Here is an 18,410-nt window from a genome sequence, read left to right on the forward strand (position 1 = left end):
ATAAACAGAGCTCTGCTTGCAAGAGAGGATAACCTTGATGCAGATCAGTGGGAGTTCCGCGGTCGTGGTAGGTGGGGCGGGGGGCCTGGGCGAGGCCACCGTCCGTCGCCTCCACGCGGCAGGAGCGAAGGTGGTCGTGGCCGACCTCGCCGACGAGAAGGGCAAGGCTCTCGAGGCGGAGTTGGGGGTGCGTTACGTACGGACGGACGCCACCGACGAGAACGACGTCAAGGCGGCGATGGCCGAGGCCGAGGCGGCCGGACCGCTCAGGATCTCGGTGGACGCGCACGGCGGCCCGGCCAGTGGCGGGCGGCTCGTCGGCAAGGACGGCGAACCCCTGGACCTCGCGGGCTTCCGGAAGACCATCGACTTCTACCTCACGGCCGTCTTCAACGTCATGCGCCTGGCGGCCGCCGCCATCGCACACCAGGAAGCGGTCGACGGCGACCGGGGCATCATCGTCAACACCGCGTCGATCGCCGCGTACGAGGGGCAGATCGGCCAGATCCCGTACGCCGCCGCCAAGGGCGGGGTGGTCGGCATGACCCTCGTCGCCGCGCGCGACCTCTCGCCGCTCGGCATCCGGGTCGTCACGATCGCCCCGGGCACCTTCCTCACCCCCGCCTACGGCGCGGCGGGCGACCAACTGGAGGCCTACTGGGGGCCCAAGGTCCCGCACCCCAAGCGTATGGGCCGCTCCCCCGAGTACGCGGCGCTCGTGGAGCACATCTGCGCGAACGACTATCTCAACGGCGAGGTCATCCGCCTCGACGGCGCCCTCCGCTTCCCGCCGAAGTGAACGGCCGAGTGAACGGCCGAGTGAACATGAGCGGCGAGCTGAAGGGGAAGGTGGCGTTCGTCGCCGGGGCGAGCCGGGGCATCGGCCGCAACATCGCGCGGGGGCTCGCACAGGCCGGGGCCACGGTCGCGGTCGCCGCGCGCTCCGAGGAGGAGGGCCGGATACCCGGCACGATCCACGCCGTCGCCGAGCGGATCACTCAAGGGCCGCTACGTCACCGACTTCCCCCTCAACGACCAGGAGATCCTCCTGCGCCACCTCCACAAGGTCGTGAGGGACTACGTGAAGGAGCACGCCGATGCTGCCGAGTGACTTCGCCGAACTCGAGCCCTACAGCGACTGGGTCCTCGGCAGCGAACACGAACGCTACGCAGGCCTTGGGGACCAACGGAACAGTCAGTATCGGTGAGATTGATCTTGAACGATGAGAGGGCCCCAGCGAAGAGGTAATCGCCAGGGCCCTCTGGGTTTACACGGTCTCTCCGGTGCTCAGTGCACGCGGCCGGGGGATGTCGCCGGTGGCCGTGAGAGTGGCGAAGTCGGCGTGGGCCGCCTCTATGGCTTCGGGGTACGCGCGGGCCTTCTCGTGCTCGGCGAGCGCCCGGTAGATGCTGGCAACGCTGGGGCTATGTCCCTTGCGCTTGCCGGTGGGGATGATCAGGTCGGGCTGGATCTGTTCGACGGACTCGCCGAGTGCCTTGCGGCGCAGGACGGTGTGCAGCATGTCGTCGGTGATGACCGGGGGCCGGCCGCCGCGCTTGCCCTTGCGGGCCGCGGTGTCGAGCCCTTCCAGAGTGGATTCGCGGATGGTCTCCCGCTCGGTCTCGGCCATCGCGGCGAAGAAGCCGAACAGGAGCTTGCCCGGCCCGGTGGGGTCGTAGATGCCGGGCAGCGGTCCGGCGAGCATTTCCAGGACCAGGCCGTGCTCGGTCAGGTGGTCGGCGAGGGCTGTGAGCTCTGCGGCATCGCGCCCGAGCCTTTTCATCTCGTACACCGTGAACAGGACCCGGCAGTGCGGGGCGTGCGCCTTGATCTCCCGCGCGGTCTTCAGCGCCTCCTCGAAGGCGGGGCGGACCTTGATGCGAGTGCTGATCTTCTCGCTGAAGATCTTTTCTCGCTCGATGCCGTGCTTGGTGAGCGCGTCCAGCTGCGAATCGAGTTCCTGCCCGAGAGTGGAGCAGCGCGCGTAGCCGATACGGATGTCCGCGCTCGGCAGGTCCGGGTCGACGGCTGCGGGCACCGGGGTCCCGGGCCGCCACGGCTGCCCCGGCCCGCGGTCGGTCGGCGTCTGCACCCGCAGCTCCTTGGCAAGCTTCGGTACCTTGGTGAAGCGGCCGGTGTGGTACGCGCTCGCGACCGCCCCGCTACGCGAGCGGCACGGCGAGCCGGGAGCCGCCTTGCACTTCGGGCACGGATGGCGTTCGACGAGATCGGCTTCCGACCCGGCGGGCGGGGAAGGCTTTTGAGGGTCCGTCATGACCCCGGATTTTCGCACAACGCAAGTCGCAGAACCCCACTCCTGCCACTTTTGAGTGAGAACGACTTCTGCGACCCGATCGGCTTCTTCGCGGTCTCTGGGCGCTCCTACTTGATCTTGCTCGGGAAAAGGAACGTTTGCGAGAACCGGCTGATGGTGCCCCAACGCCACACGTTCAGGATCACCGCCTGTCAAAACTTCTGACAGCAACACCGGCTTCCTGGTCCGTTCCTATTCCAACCCCGTATTGGCCTGCAACTGCTCTGAACATCCGGTCCTGCCCTATAAGGCTGGTCGGGAGGTCACTGCGTCTGCTTGCGGGTCTGCTTCACTTCCTGATCAACGGCCCAGGCGTCGGCGACCGGGCCGAGGTGGCCGAGCTTGTCGGGGTTGATGACCGAACGGATGGTCTGGATCTGCCCGTCGAGCACGTCGAGGGCGAGGATATGGAGGACCTTGCCGTCGCGGTCGCGGAAGAGCGCGCCCGGCTGGCCGTTAACCTCGTGCGGTTCGAACGTGATGTCGACCCGTGCCATCAGCGGGTAGACGGTGGCGAGCAGCCTGGCCACGTTCTCGGCGCCCGCGACGGCTCTGGCCAGCTGCGGGGCCTTGCCACCGCCGTCCCCGACGAGCTGGACATCGGCGGACAGCAGACTCTGCAGTCCATCCACGTCTCCCTGTGCCAGTGCCTCGAAGAACCGCCTCGCCAGTTCCTGCCGCTCCTGGCGGTCCGCTTCGAACCGAGGCCGTCCCTCGTTCATGTGGCGGCGTGCCCGTACGAGCAGCTGTCGGCACGCCGCCTCCGAGCGTCCCACCGCCGCGGCGATCTCGTCGAAGCCGAAGGCGAAGACCTCCCGCAGCACGAACACCGACCGCTCCAGCGGGCTGAGCCGCTCCAGGAGCAGCAGCGCTGCCATCGACACCGAGTCGGCCAGCTCCGCCGCGCGGGCCGGGTCCTCGTACGGATCGTCCAGCAGCGGCTCGGGCAGCCACGGTCCGACGTACTCCTCCCGCCGCACCCGAGCGGATCGCAGGACGTCGATGGCAATCCGGGTCACCGTGGCCGACAGGAACGCCTTGGCCGACACCGGCCGGGTGGTCGAGGCGTCGTAGCGGAGCCAGGTCTCCTGCACCGCGTCCTCCGCCTCGCCCACGCTGCCCAGGATCCGGTACGCGATCGAGAACAGCAGCGGCCGCAGCTCCTCGAACTCCTCGACCTTGCCCACGCCGACTCCCCCTTGCGGTCTGAGTGCCCGGCCGGACCCGCGCCGACGAGGCATCTTTCGAAGATCATCCGATGGGTGAGCGGAGCGGACAACGCTCGCACCGCGACCGACCTGACGGCCTTGATCATGGCGTCCCGGCCACCGCACCCTGACCCGGGCCAGGGTGCGGTGGCGGTTCAGTGGAACTGGCCGACCTGGTAATCGCCGGCCGGCTGCTGGGTGATGATGTTCAGCCGGTTCACCGTGTTCATGAACGAGACCAGCAGCACGAGGGCCGTGAGCTGCTCCTCGTCATAGTGCTGGGCGGCACGCGCCCACACCTCGTCGCTGACCCCGGTGGCCGCGTCCGCGACCCGCGTCCCCTGCTCCGCCAACGCGAGCGCGGCGCGTTCAGCCTCGGTGAAGACCGTTGCTTCCCGCCAGGCCGCGATCAAGTTCAGCCGCACCGGGCTCTCGCCGGCCGCGACGGCTTCCTTGGTGTGCATGTCGATGCAGACCGCGCAGCCGTTGATCTGGCTCACGCGCAGCGCCACCAACTCCTGCGTCGTGGCCGACAGTGGCAACTCCTTCAGCTCCCGACCAGCCGACATGAAGTACTTGAGGGCCTTGCCGGCGGTCGGGTTGGCGAAGTAGTTCAATCGCGCGTCCATCGTGTGCTCCTCCATGTTCGTCGATGCCTTCACTCCTCGAGACGAGGCAGCCCTCACTCCTGTGACACGGCGCGGTGTGACCCACGTCTCCCCGCTGTCTGGGTTCGGGCATGTCACAGGCCGAGCCGCTGCCTCGTCTCGGGTGCGGAAGTCCTCGATCAGGGAGTTGATGATGAACGTCGCGCTGTGGATCATCGCCGGAGTGCTCGCCGCTGTCTGCCTGGTGGGCAGCTCCAAGATGTTCGTGCCGCAGGAGAAGCTGGCCGCGATGGGCTCCTCTGCGCAGTGGGTCCTGGAGTTCAGCCCCGGCGCTCTCAAGGCCATCGGCGCCGTCGAACTGCTGGCTGCGGTCGGCCTGATTCTGCCCGCGGTGCTCGACATCGCGCCGGTGCAGGTGCCGCTGGCCGCCACCGGACTTGTTCTGCTGTTTACCTGCGCGCTCACCATGCGTCTGCGCCGTGGCGAGAAGGCCACGATCGCCAGCGACCTGATCTACCTCGCCCTGGCTGCTTTCGTCGCATGGGGCCGTTTCGGTCCCATGCCCTTCACCGGCTGACCACCGGCGTCGGCCCCGGTGCCCCAAGAACATGGTCGTGATCAGCGAGCGGCCGGCCGAAGCCGCGGACCGGGCCGTTCCCTGACCTGGGACCAGGGCTCGGAGATGGCCGCTCACCGGGCGTTCAACGTCGCCACCGACATCCCGGTCTACTTCTGCGACAGGGCCAGCCCCTGGCAACGCGGCTCTAACGAGAACGCCAACGGCCTGCTGCGGCAGTACTTCCCCAAGGGAACCGACCTGTCCGTCCACGCGCCCGAACAGCTGGCGACGGTGGCCGCTGAACTCAACAGCCGCCCACGCAAAACGCTCGACTGGGAGACCCCAGCCGAGCGCCTGTCCAGACTTCTCGCGACCTGACCCCCGCTCCGCGGGGCTTAGACCAGCCACTTCCCTGCGCGCATAAGTGTTCGCCCGGTCATTTCGGGGACCGTCCCCCATGCCTGCAGGAACTCCGGAATGACCCGAAACCAGACATATGAGGGGTGGTCCTCCCGCGGATCCCATCCGTCTTTCGCCGCAAAGGCGTCGCCCACCTCAGCCGGAAGTTCCTCTCGGGTCAGCATGCGTGCAATGCCGTGGACCAGGACCACGTCCCTAGTGTGGCCGAAGGAGAGGCGGACCCTCCCCGAGGCAGCCAGGTTGTGCCCAGTCGGGTTGGTATCGCGGGTAGAGAGCCATACGGCCTCGCCATCCCACCAGAAGGCAAGTGGAACAAGGCACGGCTCGCCGGTGTCGTCGGCGGTGGCGACCCACACATCGTTGTCCCGGGCGAGCCGTTCCAGCGCCTCGCGCTTGCGTTGCTCTGGGCTGCGGGGACCGCTGAGGCGAGAATCAACTGACGTCATGGAACGAGGCTATGGCTTGATCCCTTACGCCACATCCGTCAGCGGAACTAGGACGCAGGGCTTAAGTCTCTTGCTGGTGGCAAATTCTTCAGGAGACTCGTCGGCATAGCCAGTTTGGGACCAGGCTCACGACTCACGGCCTACGATCCTCGCAACACACAGCGTGTTGCGACGATCCCTGGAATACGCCGGGCACCGGGGCCGAGCGCCGTCCAGGCCCGGCTCACTCCTCCTGGCCGTCGTCGTCATCGTCGAGGTCGACGGCGTCCGGGTCACGCAGGGGCCGCAGCCCGCTGACCGGCTGGGAGGCGGTGAAGTTGTACCGGCCCAGGACGTTCAGATTCTTGTGCTTGAGCGGTGAGAGCCGGGCGACGTCCTCGTCGCGGATCTCGTGGCCCTCCGCCCGGAGCTGGGCGACCGCGGCGTCGATGTAGCGAGTCGTCCAGAGAACGACCGCGTTCAAGACGAGACCCAGCGAGCCCAACTGATCTTCCATCCCGTCCCGGTATGCCTGGTGGATGGTGCCCTTCTTGCCGTGGCAGATGTCGCGGGCCAGCTTGTGGCGGGACTCCTGGACGGTGAGCTGCTTGTGCATCTGGCGGCGGTAGGTGTCGTCGACCGGGTCGACGACGGCGAGCAGGTGCAAGGTTTTGGCGATCCGCCCGTACTCGGCGAACGCCTGTCCTAGCGGGTTGGGGTGCCCCTCGCGGCCGAACATCCGCAGCAGGTCATAGGCGCGGACCTGGTTGGTGACCAGGGAGCCGGCCACCCGCAGCATGTCCGGCCACGCGGTGATCACCTTCTTCACGTTGACCTTGTTGCGGGCGATGGCCTCCAGCGGCCCATACCCGCCCGCCGCCTCGGCGCCGGGCATCTGGGCCTTCCAGAACCTTTGGTCCTCCAGGTCCTTGAAGCGCGGGGAGAACCGGTAGCCGAGCATCTTGAAGATGCCGAAGACCATGTCGGAGTAGGAGGCGTTGTCAGTGGCGACCATCTCCGGCTTCACCCCGCCGTCCAGGTTCAGCAGCGCATCCAGGATGAACAGGGAGTCGCGCGGCGTGCCGGGCACCACCATCTGCCCGATCCCGATCACCTGGTCATTGATCGCGTTCAGCCAGGTAATGCCCTTCTTCTTCGCGAAGTACTTGGGGCTCGGAGCGGCGTTGATGGAGCGGACCGGCACAACGAAGCGCAGACCGTCGACAGAGGCGAGCAGACCCTTGCCCAGTACTGCACGATCGGCACCTGGGCCTGGGCTGCGATCAGGGCGGCGTTCGCTGCGGCGAGGGTGTCGGCGCGCAGGTAGTACTGGTCGACGTGGACCAGGCGGGAGCGGGTGAGCGCCTCGACGTTCGGGTTGATGACCGGGGTCATCCCGATGTTGCACGCCTCGGAGACCAGCAGCGCGACGACCGAGGTCGTCAGGTCCTTCATGCGGGTCTTGCCGTCGCCCAGGTGCACGAAGGCGTCCAGGAACCCGGTCCAGCCGTGCACCTCGAACAAAAGGTCCGGCAGGTCGATCTTCGGAAGCATCTTCTCGACCCGCTTGCGCAGCCAGGCAAGCGACTTCGGCTCGCCCAGCGCGTGGAGCTTCTCCACGTTCAGCTTCGCCCGCCCGTTCGGCTGCATCTCGATGCTGATCTTCGCGTCCGGGCCGGCCTCTTCGAGGCGCTCGGCCATCTGCTTCCACGTCGCATCCAGGACCTCGATCAATTCCTTGAGGTGCTCCTCGGCGTTCTCGTCCAGGCTCAATCCCACCAGGACGTCCTCGCGTACCGCCTCCCAGCCCTTGCCCTGGAGCAGGCGGGCGCGCGGGTCGGACCAACGGTGCGAGGGGGAGGCGTAGATGTCGCGGCGCTTGAGCGCACGGAAGAGCTGCTCCAGGACACACACCACGTACGCGTCGCGGTCTATCGCCCCCTGCGGCAGGTCCGCATTCGCGTACACCGCCTTGCGCCAGTGCGCCGGCACCAGCTTGTCGTCGATCTCCCGCGGCAGCAGCGGCTTCTCCGACACCTTCCGTCGCGACAGGGCCGGGAGCCGCTTCACCCCGGTCAGGATGCGCATCCCGCCGGTCGCCGCATCCAGCGCCTTCGACTCGCCCAACAGGGACAGGAACGGCTTGACGGTGTTGTAGCGCAGCGCCAGCGCACCCCGCAGCGCAGTCTCCGCCGTGCCGTCGTCCTCCGGCACCAGGCTCACCACCGTGACCGCCGCACTGGACAGTGCCGCCCGGGGCGCGACCTCCTCCAACGCCCGCCACAGCGTGGCCGCGTCCACATCGCAGCCGGTCTGCTCGATGAGCTCCAGCTCCTCGATGAAAACCGTCGCCGCCCTGGCCACGAGCCGCGACGCCTTCTCCAGCTGTGGCAAGGTCGACAGGCGCTGCTTCTCCGTGGACCGCTTCGCGGTGCTGATCAGTCTCGTCGCCATCAGGATCTCGAACAGGTCGAGCGCGTCGTCGATCGCCTTCGCCTCCAGGTGCCGCATCACCGCGCTGAGCATCGCGGTGCGCTTGGGCTCACTGGTCCGCTCCAGCTTCGGCGCCTTGGTGCCCAGCCCGTAGCGGGCCAGCGCGGAGAGCCTGTTCGGCGGGACCTGCGACAGTTTCAGGCGCCCCAGCTGGAACCCGGCGATGTCGTCGACCCGCTGCAACGCTGCCTTCATCGCGGTACCCGTGGTCCGCGTCGGCGGCCGGCGCATCCGCTCCAGCTCCGAATACCGCTTGCCCTCCGGCGTCTTCAGAGTGGCCACCAGGTTCTCGGGCAGCGCCGCATCCGCCCGCCGGGCCGCCTTGGCGACCGTGGTGTGCAGCCGCTGCTCCGCGATCCCGCGGACCTCGGCGACCTGCCGGGCCAGCACACTCACCCCCGGCAGCAGCACCCGGTTACGGCGCAGCCAACCCACCGAGTGATCGAACAACGCCTTCGGGCCCTCAGCATGCGTCCATGCCCGCCCGTGCAGGAACGCCCGGAACTTCCGGCCCTGGGCGTGATCTTCGTACAGGTGGTAGCCGTATGCCTCGCGTATCTCCCACGCGTGGTCGTACACCGTCTGCCGCCGGTCTGTGTACCGCTTCACGCACGAGGCGTCCTCGATGCCCAGCTGCCCGGCCAGGTGCTCCACCACTGGCCACGGCACATCCAGCGGGTCCTCGCCCAGGAACAGGCCCACGTACCGCACCGTGCACATCTGGAGCGCAAACCCGAGCTGGTGATGCTGCGTACGCCGCAGCGCGATCAGATCTCGGTCCACGTCGTCCAGGAAGAAGAACCGCTCCAGCTCGGGCTGTGTCGGCTCCTCGGCGAACTTCCCGTACGCCTCGGCCTGCTCATCAGTTAAGAACTCCACTGGCATGCGCCGGACGTAACCACCTGCCCACGAGTGACCGTGGATCTTCCAGCGAACATCCGTACGCGACAGATCGCTTGTGCTATTGGATCACGGCAGCGCGACCATGATCGTTCTCACCGATACTGGCTGTTCCGTTGGTCCCCAAGGCCGGTACGGGAGCGCAACGCGCGCGCCCTGTTCGAGGCAGGCCGCCCGTTTCTCCTCGGTGGAGGCCACGGCGACCACCTCCGCGCCGAGCAGCGCGGCGAGTTCGACGGCCGCGAGTCCGACCCCGCCGGCCGCGCCGAGCACCGCCACCCGCTCCCCTTCCTGGAGGCGGCCGATCAGCGTCAGCGCGTTGTACTCGGTGGCGTGCGAGACCCCGAAGGCCGCCGCGCGCCGGGTCGGGATCGTGTCGGGGATCCGGTACAGGCTGGCCGCCCGGACGGCGACCCGCTCGGCGAAGGCGCCGACGAAGACGGACCCGAAGACCCGCTCGCCCTTTCTCGAACCCGTGCCCCGACTCGGCGACCACCCCGGCGAACTCGCTGCCCGGAGTGAACGGCAGGTCCGCCTTCACCTGATAGGTGCCTCGGATCACCAGGCCGTCGGCGAAGTTCACCGCCGCATAGTGCACGTCGACGGGCACCTCACCGTCCGGGTCGGGAACCTCCTCGACGACCACCGGGCCGCCGACGGCGTGGCACCGGGCCGCCCTCATAGCCGCGTCGTCGCGGCCAGTTCGGCCGCCTGGGCCGCCATCTGCAGGACCGCGTCCCCGTAGTAGGCCATCTTCGGGTTGCCGCCGTCGCCCTTCACATGGCGGGCGTAGCCGCCCTCCAGCACGATCGCCATCTTGAACCGGGCGAGGATCACGTAGTAGTCGATGTCGCTGACGTCCCGGCCGCTGACCTTGGCGTAGTGCTCGATGATGTCGGCCCGGTCCGGCATGCCCGTGTAGTCGGCGTACCTGCCCGCGGCGTCCCGGTCCTCGTCGGCGTTCGGCCAGCCCATGACGACCCAGCCGAGGTCGAGCAGCGGGTCGCCGACGGTGGCCATCTCGAAGTCGACCAGGGCGGCGAGCTCGGCGGGCGCCCCGTGCTCGAACATCACGTTGGCGAACTGGTAGTCGCCATGGATGATGCCCGGCTCCCAGTGCCGGGGCCGGTGGGTGCGCAGCCAGGCGGCCGCCGCGTCCAGTCCCGGTATCTCGCGGAACCTGAACTTCGCCAGATGCGCCTGCCAGCGGTCCACCTGGCGGTCGTGGAAGCCGTCCGGGCGGCCGAACCCTTCGAGTCCCTGGGCCCGCCAGTCGACGTTGCCCAGCTTGGCGATGCCCTCCACCAGCTCGTAGGCGAGACCGGGGCGCAGGGACAGGTCGCTCTTGAAGGGCTCGGGCCAGCCGTCGGTGTTCATCGGCGACCAGCCGTTCACATGGCCCATGAGGTAGAAGCACGAGCCGATCACGTCGGTGTCGTCGCAGACCGCGATGGCCTCCGGGTGCGGCACCTCCGTCCCGTTCAGTGCGTTCAGCACCCGGAACTCCCGCAGCATGGTCTCGTTGCGGCCCGGCGGGACCTTCTCCGGGGGCTTGCGCAGCACCATCCGCCGCTCGCCGCGTCGGATGTCGAAGATGTCGTTGGAGGTGCCCCCGGAGATGAGGGACACCTCGACCGGTTCACCCGGAGCGATGTCCCGACCGTCCAGCCAACGGGCGAGCGACTCGATGTTCACATGTTCTCCAGCTGCTTGCGGGCCCACTCGCGGCGAGCGGGCAGATGCTGTGAGGGCCAGGGCCCGGACGCGGCCTCGTAGCCGCGCAGCAGGTCCTTGGCCACCGTGACCTTGTGGATCTCCGAGGGCCCGTCGACGACCGCCATGACGGCCGCGCCGGTCCACATGTCGGCGAAGGGCATCTCGTTGGACACACCCAGGGCACCGTGCAGGTGCATGGAGCGGTACACGATGTCGTGCAGCACCTTCGACGTCAGGAACTTGATGGCGGAGATGTCCTTCCGGACCCGCTTGTAGTCCTGGTACCGGTCGATCTGCCAGGCCGTGTGCAGCACGAACAGGCGGAACTGCTGAAGCTGCGCGTACGAGTCGGCGAGGTCGGCCTGGACGAGCTGCTTGTCGGCCAGCCTGCTGCCCTGGGTCTCCCGGGAGAGGGCGCGCTCGGCCATCATGTCCAGTGCCTTCTGGCACTGTCCGACGACCCGCATCGCGTGGTGGACCCGCCCGCCGCCGAGCCGGGTCTGCGCGATGGCGAAGGCCTGGCCCTCGCCGCCGAGCAGCGCGTCACCGGGGACGCGCACGCCGTCGTACTCGATGAGCGCGTGCATGCCGTCGTCCGGGGCCTCGCTCATCAGACCGAGGTGGCGCTCCATGCGGATGCCCGGGGTGTCACTGGGCACCAGGAACATCGACATGCCCCGGTACGCGCCGACGTCCGGGTCGGTCACGGCCATCACGATGACGAACCTGGAGGTGCGTGCGTTGGAGGAGAAGAACTTGCGGCCCGTGATGACCCAGTCGTCGCCATCTCGCACGGCACGCGTGGTGAACATCTTCGGGTCGGCGCCGGCCTGCGGCTCGGTCATGGAGAAACAGGAGAAGCACTCGCCTTCGAGCAGCGGCTTGAGATAGCGCTCCTTCTGCTCCTCGGTGCCGTAGCGGGCGATGATCTCGGCGTTGCCGGTGTCCGGCGCGGCCGTGCCGAAGATGACGGGGGCCCAACTGGACTCGCCCAGGATCTCGTTGATGAGGGCCAGCTTGAGCTGGCCGAAGCCGCGTCCGCCGAGCTCCGGACCGAGGTGGGGCGCCCACAGGCCCTGGTCGCGCACCTGCTGCTTGAGGGCCCGGACGACCGGGCCGGTCTCCTCGTCGAGGGGATGGAAGGCCCGGTCCGGGTAGACCAGGTCCAGCGGGTCCACACGCTCGGCGCGAAACCACCTGATCCACTCCAGTTTCTCCTCGAACTCCGGCTCGGTGGAAAAGTCCCATGCCATGTCAGACGATCCTCGATTCGTGGTTCCGCCAGTACGTCTCCCGGAGCAGGCCCTTGCGCAACTTTCCGCTGGGATCCCTGGGCAGACTGAGGAAGTCCTCGGCCGCAGGGTCGCCCATCGGGCCCGCGGTGAGCTGGTCGCCCTCGGTCATCTCGTCGATCTCGGAGGGGAGTAGGTGGGTGATGTGGGTGTTGACCGGCATACGGCGGAGACCAAAGCTCTGGGCGGCCCAGGCGACTTCGAGGAAGGCCGCGCCGCTGGGCATACGGATCGCGATGGCGTCCTCCGGCTTGAGGTCCAGCGCCGCCACCAGGTGCCGGGACCGTGCGTCGAGCTCGGCGTACGTGACGGTCCTACCGCCGCTCTCGATGACCGCGATCGCGTCGGGGCGCCGCTTCGCCTGCCATCCCAGATGCATGCGGCGAGAATACCATTCTCGGTGAATGCAAGTAAGAGTCTCGTAACCTGCGCTGCGTGATTCGGTAGGGCGCCGCAACTTATTCCCGTTGAAGTGGAGTATCGTTCTGCAATGTGACCGCAGTCCCCGAGGAACCAGCGTGGCGCCAGCGCGCCGTAGAGCGATCGACCCGCGCCGCGAAGCTTCGCGCCGAGCAACGCGTCCAGCGCTTCCTGGACTCGGCACAGGAGTTGATCGCCGAGAAGGGCACGACCGGCTTCACCGTCCAGGAGGTCGTCGACCGCTCGAAGCAGTCCCTGCGCAGCTTCTATCAGCACTTCGACGGCAAGCACGAGTTGCTCCTCGCGCTGTTCGAGGACGCGCTCTCGATGGGCGCCGCCAAGGTCCGCGAGGCAGCCGCGACCGAGAGCGATCCGCTGCAGCGCCTGCGGATCGCCGTCGAGACGCTCTATGAGCAGTCACACCCCAGCCCCGGCGTCCAGCGCCCGCTGTTCAACGACTTCGCGCTGCAACTGCTGGTCAAACACCCCGAGCAGGTGGCGACCGCCCACATCCCGCTGCTCACCGTCTTCACCGAGATCATCGAGCAGGCCGCCGAGGCCGGTCTCATCGCCGACGGGAAGCCCCGCCGCCAGGCCGCCCTCGTCATGCAGACCGTCATGTTCGCCTCGCAGGCCCACGGCGTCCCCGCCGACAGCCACGCCCACCCGGTGACCTCCGAAGAGGTCTGGCAGTTCTGCCTGGGTGGCATCTCCGGCGTTCCGGCCACGGCCGGCAGGTCCGCCTCCGCGTAACACGGTCTCGACCCCCTGATCCACCCGCACAGGCAGTCCCATTCTCCACATCGGAGAGCATGGTTCTCATCACTGTGCCGGAGAATCAGGGGGTTGGGATCTTCTGCGGTTTGGCTGAGTTCGAGTGAGTTCTGACGCGCACGAGTGAGCATCGGTGTCCCGCCCTTGTGCGAGCTTCCGAAAGGGGCAACTGTTCGCGTGTCGAATGCGTGACCTTTTCGGGTGGTGGTCGTTGGGTGCGGTGACGGGAACTTCGACGCCGACGGGGGTAACGGGTGAGCGCGCTGCGGGAGGTGGCGGCGCCGTTCGCGGTGCCCGGCCCCTCTGGGGTGGCGATCCGGGCCCGGCTCCGGGCGACGGACGCGGATGCGGCGGTACTGGCCGAGGTCGGAGCGTTCCTGGGCTCCCTGGCCGCTGGTGATCTTGCGGTGCGGTCCCGGCAGGGCCTGGCCCACGACGCGGCGACGTGGGCGGCGCGGAAGCGGGAGCTGACCGGGGCCTCATCTGCGCGCTTGGCGGGCAGTCTCACCAAGGCCACGCATGACCAGTGGGCGCTGGCCCGGCGCGGTCAGACGGCCGAGATGGCGTGGCTGCGCGGGGAGATCACCCGGACCGAGGCTCGGCTGGCCCGCCCCCTCGGCGTCAAGGCCAACAAGCGCGAGGGGCTGGTACGCGGCTACGGCTCCCGGGCGGAGTGGCATGCCAAGTCCCGCCGCCTGCACACGCTCAAGGACCGGCTGACGCGCGTGGAGGCGGACTGGGCGGCGGGCCGGGTGCACGTGGTGCGCGGCGGCAAACGGCTGGCCCGCCTGCGTCACCACCTGGAGGAGGCCGGACTGGAGGAGCGGGGATGGCGGGAGCGGTGGCGGGCGGCGCGGATGTTCCTGGCCGCTGACGGGGAGTCCGGCAAACGCCTGGGCAACGAGACCATCCGCGTCACCGAGACCGGGCAGGTCTCACTCAGGCTCCCGGCAGCCCTGTCGCATCTGGCCAACGCCCCCCACGGGCGGTACGAGCTGGACGCCGCCGTGGTGTTCAAGCACCGGGGTGAGGAGTGGCTGGACCGGATCACGAACAACCAGGCGGTTGCCTACCGCATCCACCACGACGTGGTGCGGGGCCGTTGGTATGTGACCGCTGCCTGGCAGCGCGCGGCCGTCCCGGTACTGCCGCCACAGGCGGCGCTGGCCCGGGGCGTGGTGGCAGTGGACATGAACGATGACCACCTGGCCGCCTGACGCCTGGATATCCACGGTAACCCGGTCGGCGAGCCCCGGCGCTTCTGCTACGACCTGTCCGGCAGCGCACCACACCGGGACGCCCAGATCCGGCACGCCCTCACAGGACTGCTGCACTACACCCGCCGCTGCGAGGCCGCGGCGATCGCCCTCGAGGACCTCGACTTCGCCGACGGCAAGTCCCGGGAGAAGTACGGGCGTAACAAACGCTTCCGCCGCCTGATCTCCCGCTTCCCTACCGCGAGGCTCAAGGCCCGGCTGGTGGCGATGGCCGCCGAACACGACCTCGCCATCGTCGCGGTCGACCCGGCCTATACCAGCCGCTGGGGCGCCCAGTACTGGCAAAAACCCCTCACCACGCCCACCCGCAAGACCACTCGCCACGACGCCGCCGCCGTGGCGATCGGACGGCGCGCCCTCGGGTATCCGATCCGGCGACGGACGGCACCGCCCCCACACGACCGGAGCGATCGTGTGGGGCATCGGACCGCCCAGGCCGGTCCGGATACCCGGTGGCGTGAGGGACCCCGCCCCCGCATTCCCGGACCACGGACACGATCCGTGCTGCCCGGATGCGGAGCGAAAGCGGGCGACCAGTGTGCCCAACACCGTTCGGAGCACACGGCTGAGCATGGGTCCTGGCCCCAGGACTCACTCCCGCTCAGTCCCTAGGAACGGTTCCCATGACCGTACGGACGGACACCAGGCCTCACTACCGGGCGCGCGTCCGGGTGGAGGAGATTGCGGGCGGACCTTCAGCCCGTTGCCCTCCAGTCACTCGGCGTTCGGCAGCGAACCGATCGCCACCAACACCTCGTCGGCCAACGGCGAAGAAGCCGTCGACCTCACCCGCATCCACCAACCCGACATCGTCCTCATGGACATCCGCATGCCCCACACCGACGGCCTCACCGCCACCATCTGCGCCGACCCCGACCTTGACACCACCCGCCCCCTGACCCCCAGTCCCCACACTCCGGGAGACCGCCCCGCCCTGTTCTGTGATAACCCAGGAGGATCACCATCACTGAGTGAGGTGGACCGGGCATCGGGAGAGGACATGGATCTGCGACAGATGGAGGTCGTCGTCGCGGTGGCCGAGGAGGGCGGGTTCACCGCCGCGGCGCAGCGGCTGCACGTGGTGCAGTCCGCCGTCTCGAGCACCGTGCGCGCACTGGAGCGGGAGCTCGGGACCCCGCTGTTCGACCGCACCACGCACCGGGTGTCGCTGACCCCGGCGGGCGAGGCCTTCGTACCGGCCGCTCGGGCTACGTTGCGGTCCGCCGAACAGGCGCGGTCGGTGGTCGACGCGGCGCGGGGGCAGCTGCGGGGGCGGGTGACGGTCGGCACGATGCAGGGGGTGTGGGCCGACCTGCACCGCCCGCTGGCCGCGCTGCGGGCGGAGCATCCGGGTGTGGTGGTGCGGCTGCGGCAGGCGGCCGTGACCGACATCCGCCAGGCGCTGCGCGAGGGCACGGTGGACCTGGCCGTGGTCGCGCTCGACCGTCAGCAACAGCGCGGGCTGGCGACCCGGCTGCTCGCCCGGGAGGAGATGGTGCTGGTGTCCGCGCCGGGGCGGACACCCTCCGGGGCCGGGCCCGACGGGAGGGTCACGCTCGCCGAAGCGGCCCGGCTGCCGATGGTGGACTTCACGCCCGGCTGGGCAATCCGCCTCGCCGTCGACCGGGCGTTCCGTGCGGCCGCCGTCGAGCGCGAGTCCACCTTCGAGGTGAACGACATCGTGGCGGCGTCCGAACTCGTCCGCGCCGACCTGGGTGTCTGCGTCATGCCCACCTCGATCGCCGACCGCTTCCCCGACCTGGACACGCACCGGTTCGACCGGCACGCGCCGCACTGGAAGGTCATGGTGGTCCAGCCGCGCGGCGAGGCGCCCCCGGCGGTCGCGGCTCTGCTGCGGCACATGACCTGACGGACCGCGGCGCGGGAGGCGGTGGAGGGCCGAAGTGGTTCATCTCGTTCAGAGATGACTGACATTTCAGATCATCGCCATGGCAGGGGAAGCACGGAGGCTCTTCCTGTGCTGAGGAAACCGTGCGAGCGACTACGAGGCCGCTCGACCACCACTCAGTGCTTCGCGAACCGCTCCACCGGTTCCCTTCCCGAGAAGGTGCCCGTGTCCAAGTCCCCCGTCCTCAAGTCACCGGGCCAGGCCGCCACCGCGCAGGCGGCGCACGGCGTGCCGGGCTGGCTGGTCGGCCTCTTCGCCGTCGCCTCCGGCTTGACGGTCGCCAACCTGTACTACGCCCAGCCCCTGCTGTCCTCGCTGCGCGACGTGTTCCACGTCGGCACGGCGACCGCCGGCGGGCTCATCACCCTCACCCAGGTCGGCTATGTCCTGGGCATGCTCTTCCTGGTCCCGCTCGGCGACCGGCTGGAGAAGCGCGGACTGATCAGCGTGCTCCTGACGGTCACCACGCTCGCCCTGGTCGCCGCGGGTCTCGCCACCAGCTTCCCCATGCTGCTGATCGCCTCCCTGATCAGCGGAGGCACCTCGGTCGTCGCCCAGATCCTGGTCCCCTTCGCGGCGAGCCTCGCCCCCGACCACGCCCGTGGCCGGATCGTCGGACGGGTGATGAGCGGCCTGCTCACCGGAATCCTGCTCTCCCGTACTCTCAGCAGCCTGGTCTCCGACGTGGCCGGCTGGCGGGTGGTGTACCTCGGCTCCGCCGTCCTGATGGCCCTGCTCGCCCTGGCCCTGCGCGCGGCCCTGCCGCAGCACGCGCCGACGACGACCCTGCCGTACGCCCATGTCCTGCGCTCCACGCTCCAACTGGTGCGCCGTCACCCCACGTTGCTGCGCCGGGGCCTCTACCAGGCGGCGATGTTCGGTGCGTTCAGCGCGTTCTGGACCACCGTGTCGTACGTCCTGACGGGCCCTCACTTCCACTACTCCCCCATCGGTGTCGGCCTCTTCGCCCTCGTCGGGGCGGCCGGTGCGGCCGTCGCGCCCTTCGCCGGTCGCTGGGCCGACCGTGGGCTCGTCCGTCCCCTGACCGGAATAGCCTTCGCCGTCGCGGTCCTGGCCTTCGCGCTCGCGGGCTTCGGTCAGTCCCACATCACCCTGATCGCCCTGGCCGCGATCCTCATCGACACCGCCATGCAGACCACCATGATCCTCGGTCAGCACAGCATCTACCAGCTCGACCCGAACGCCCGCGCCCGCCTGAACAGCGCGTTCATCGCGATCTTCTTCGTCGGCGGCGCGCTCGGCTCCCAGCTCGGCTCGATCGCCTACCACGCCGGGGTGGACCGCGGTCACCGTCCTGGGCGCCGCCCTGCCGGTGCTGGCGCTGCTCCACTGGACGACGGAACGCCGTACGGCCTGATCAGCGGCCAGGGGAGCGGGTCATGAACCCGCTTCCCCCCGCAGGAAGTCGCTCACCTGCCAGGCGAGGCTGTCCCTCGCCGAGCCGGAGCGGGCACCGACGTCGACCGAACCCTCGTACAGGTCGATGCCGCCGACCCACAGGTACCGGTCGGTCCACTCGTCGTCGACCTTCAGCTGGATCTGGATGTCCGCCCGGGACAGGGAGGCGTCCGGGCCGGCGGCGAAGAGGACCGCGGTGGCCCGGCGCAGGGGGTAGACGTCATAGCCCTCGATGAACTGGGAGTTGCGCCAGTCCAGGAAGGCGCTCTCACCGTCGGGGCCGACACGGATGTCGATCTGGCCGTCCTCGAGGTGGATGCCGAAGTGCTCGCCACCGCGGTTCTCGACGGTCACCCGGCACCGGAAGTAGGTGAGCCCTTCGGCGGCGTCGTCGCGTCCGCGCGGGGGCTCGGCCCGCTCCACCCCGTGGACGCGGACGCGCAGGCCGGCGTGCTCGTCGTACTCCTGCCAGTCCCCGACCACGTTCGGTTCGTGCACGGTCCACCTCTCCACCTCAGAGAGCTGTTTCCTATCTGTGCCCTCAACTGGGTGTCAAATGGGCGGAACGCACCGTGGCCAGCGTTTTTGCCCTCCTTGATCGGCGATCAAGCCGTGCCCAGGCAGAACCCGCGTCCCCGCCACCCGGGGGACATTTCCGTGCGTGCTGCACATCAC

Annotated in this window: 16 protein-coding genes and 3 pseudogenes; 8 read left to right on the top strand and 11 right to left on the bottom strand. The window is 68.9% G+C overall.

The features are described from left to right. Positions 1–37 precede the first annotated feature (37 nt). A complete protein-coding gene (locus OG819_RS37465; protein ID WP_266653554.1) occupies positions 38–799 on the top strand; it encodes an SDR family NAD(P)-dependent oxidoreductase in 762 nt (253 codons plus the stop codon). Positions 800–825: 26 nt separating this feature from the next. Continuing rightward, a complete protein-coding gene (locus OG819_RS37470; RefSeq protein WP_266653556.1) occupies positions 826–1,227 on the top strand; it encodes an SDR family NAD(P)-dependent oxidoreductase in 402 nt (133 codons plus the stop codon). Positions 1,228–1,268: 41 nt separating this feature from the next. Here the strand turns inward: OG819_RS37470 and OG819_RS37475 are convergent, their stop codons facing one another. From OG819_RS37475 to OG819_RS37485, 3 genes are all read right to left on the bottom strand, one after another. After that, positions 1,269–2,276, bottom strand: coding sequence for a recombinase family protein (locus tag OG819_RS37475; RefSeq protein ID WP_266653558.1), 1,008 nt, complete (start codon positions 2,274–2,276; stop codon positions 1,269–1,271). Positions 2,277–2,578: 302 nt separating this feature from the next. After that, the gene (locus OG819_RS37480; protein WP_266653560.1) at positions 2,579–3,502 is read right to left on the bottom strand and encodes an RNA polymerase sigma-70 factor; all 924 of its coding nucleotides are present in this window, start codon (positions 3,500–3,502) and stop codon (positions 2,579–2,581) included. 176 nt (positions 3,503–3,678) lie between these two features. Then, positions 3,679–4,152, bottom strand: coding sequence for a carboxymuconolactone decarboxylase family protein (locus OG819_RS37485; RefSeq protein ID WP_266653562.1), 474 nt, complete (start codon positions 4,150–4,152; stop codon positions 3,679–3,681). Positions 4,153–4,324: 172 nt separating this feature from the next. Here OG819_RS37485 and OG819_RS37490 point away from each other — a divergent pair, with 172 nt between their 5' ends. Continuing rightward, a complete protein-coding gene (locus tag OG819_RS37490; protein ID WP_266653564.1) occupies positions 4,325–4,708 on the top strand; it encodes a DoxX family protein in 384 nt (127 codons plus the stop codon). A 75-nt stretch (positions 4,709–4,783) separates the two neighbouring features. Continuing rightward, positions 4,784–5,068, top strand: a pseudogene (locus OG819_RS37495) (IS30 family transposase); the annotation flags it as partial. Between the two features lie 17 nt (positions 5,069–5,085). Here OG819_RS37495 and OG819_RS37500 read toward each other — a convergent pair. The 7 genes and pseudogenes from OG819_RS37500 to OG819_RS37530 all read right to left on the bottom strand — a co-directional run bounded on the left by OG819_RS37500 (position 5,086) and on the right by OG819_RS37530 (position 12,315). Next, on the bottom strand, positions 5,086–5,556 hold the full coding sequence (locus tag OG819_RS37500) for a pyridoxamine 5'-phosphate oxidase family protein (RefSeq protein WP_266653566.1): 471 nt from the start codon (positions 5,554–5,556) through the stop codon (positions 5,086–5,088). 223 nt (positions 5,557–5,779) lie between these two features. After that, positions 5,780–8,913 (bottom strand): annotated as a pseudogene (locus OG819_RS37505) (Tn3 family transposase). An 84-nt stretch (positions 8,914–8,997) separates the two neighbouring features. Beyond that, the gene (locus OG819_RS37510) at positions 8,998–9,207 is read right to left on the bottom strand and encodes a zinc-binding dehydrogenase (protein WP_266655619.1); all 210 of its coding nucleotides are present in this window, start codon (positions 9,205–9,207) and stop codon (positions 8,998–9,000) included. A 220-nt stretch (positions 9,208–9,427) separates the two neighbouring features. After that, positions 9,428–9,610, bottom strand: a pseudogene (locus OG819_RS37515) (NADPH:quinone oxidoreductase family protein); the annotation flags it as partial. Further along, on the bottom strand, positions 9,607–10,623 hold the full coding sequence (locus tag OG819_RS37520; protein ID WP_266653568.1) for a phosphotransferase family protein: 1,017 nt from the start codon (positions 10,621–10,623) through the stop codon (positions 9,607–9,609). The gene OG819_RS37520 and the pseudogene OG819_RS37515, both read right to left, overlap by 4 nt. Continuing rightward, positions 10,620–11,897 (bottom strand): acyl-CoA dehydrogenase family protein, encoded by a 1,278-nt coding sequence (locus OG819_RS37525; RefSeq protein ID WP_266653570.1) that lies wholly within the window; start codon positions 11,895–11,897, stop codon positions 10,620–10,622. Before OG819_RS37525 ends, OG819_RS37520 begins: the two co-directional genes overlap by 4 nt. Position 11,898: 1 nt before the next feature. Further along, positions 11,899–12,315 carry an AMP-binding protein gene (locus tag OG819_RS37530; protein ID WP_266653572.1) on the bottom strand — a complete coding sequence of 139 codons (417 nt, stop codon included), beginning with the start codon at positions 12,313–12,315 and terminating at the stop codon, positions 11,899–11,901. 113 nt (positions 12,316–12,428) lie between these two features. Between OG819_RS37530 and OG819_RS37535 the strand changes: the two genes are divergently transcribed. The 4 genes from OG819_RS37535 (at position 12,429) to OG819_RS37555 (ending at position 17,720) form a co-directional block, all read left to right on the top strand. After that, a complete protein-coding gene (locus tag OG819_RS37535) occupies positions 12,429–13,109 on the top strand; it encodes a TetR/AcrR family transcriptional regulator (protein WP_266653574.1) in 681 nt (226 codons plus the stop codon). A gap of 275 nt (positions 13,110–13,384) precedes the next feature. Then, entirely contained in the window at positions 13,385–14,347 is a 963-nt protein-coding gene (locus tag OG819_RS58730) for a hypothetical protein (RefSeq protein WP_323139400.1), read from the top strand. 763 nt (positions 14,348–15,110) lie between these two features. Next, positions 15,111–16,277 (top strand): LysR substrate-binding domain-containing protein, encoded by a 1,167-nt coding sequence (locus OG819_RS37550; RefSeq protein ID WP_323139401.1) that lies wholly within the window; start codon positions 15,111–15,113, stop codon positions 16,275–16,277. A 204-nt stretch (positions 16,278–16,481) separates the two neighbouring features. Further along, complete coding sequence (locus tag OG819_RS37555; protein WP_266653576.1) at positions 16,482–17,720, top strand: MFS transporter; 1,239 nt, start codon at positions 16,482–16,484, stop codon at positions 17,718–17,720. Here the strand turns inward: OG819_RS37555 and OG819_RS37560 are convergent. Then, the gene (locus OG819_RS37560) at positions 17,715–18,233 is read right to left on the bottom strand and encodes a hypothetical protein (RefSeq protein WP_266633281.1); all 519 of its coding nucleotides are present in this window, start codon (positions 18,231–18,233) and stop codon (positions 17,715–17,717) included. The genes OG819_RS37555 and OG819_RS37560 overlap by 6 nt on opposite strands. Positions 18,234–18,410: the final 177 nt, after the last annotated feature.

It is taken from the genome of Streptomyces sp. NBC_01549, from assembly GCF_026339955.1.
Taxonomy (GTDB): Bacteria; Actinomycetota; Actinomycetes; order Streptomycetales; family Streptomycetaceae; genus Streptomyces.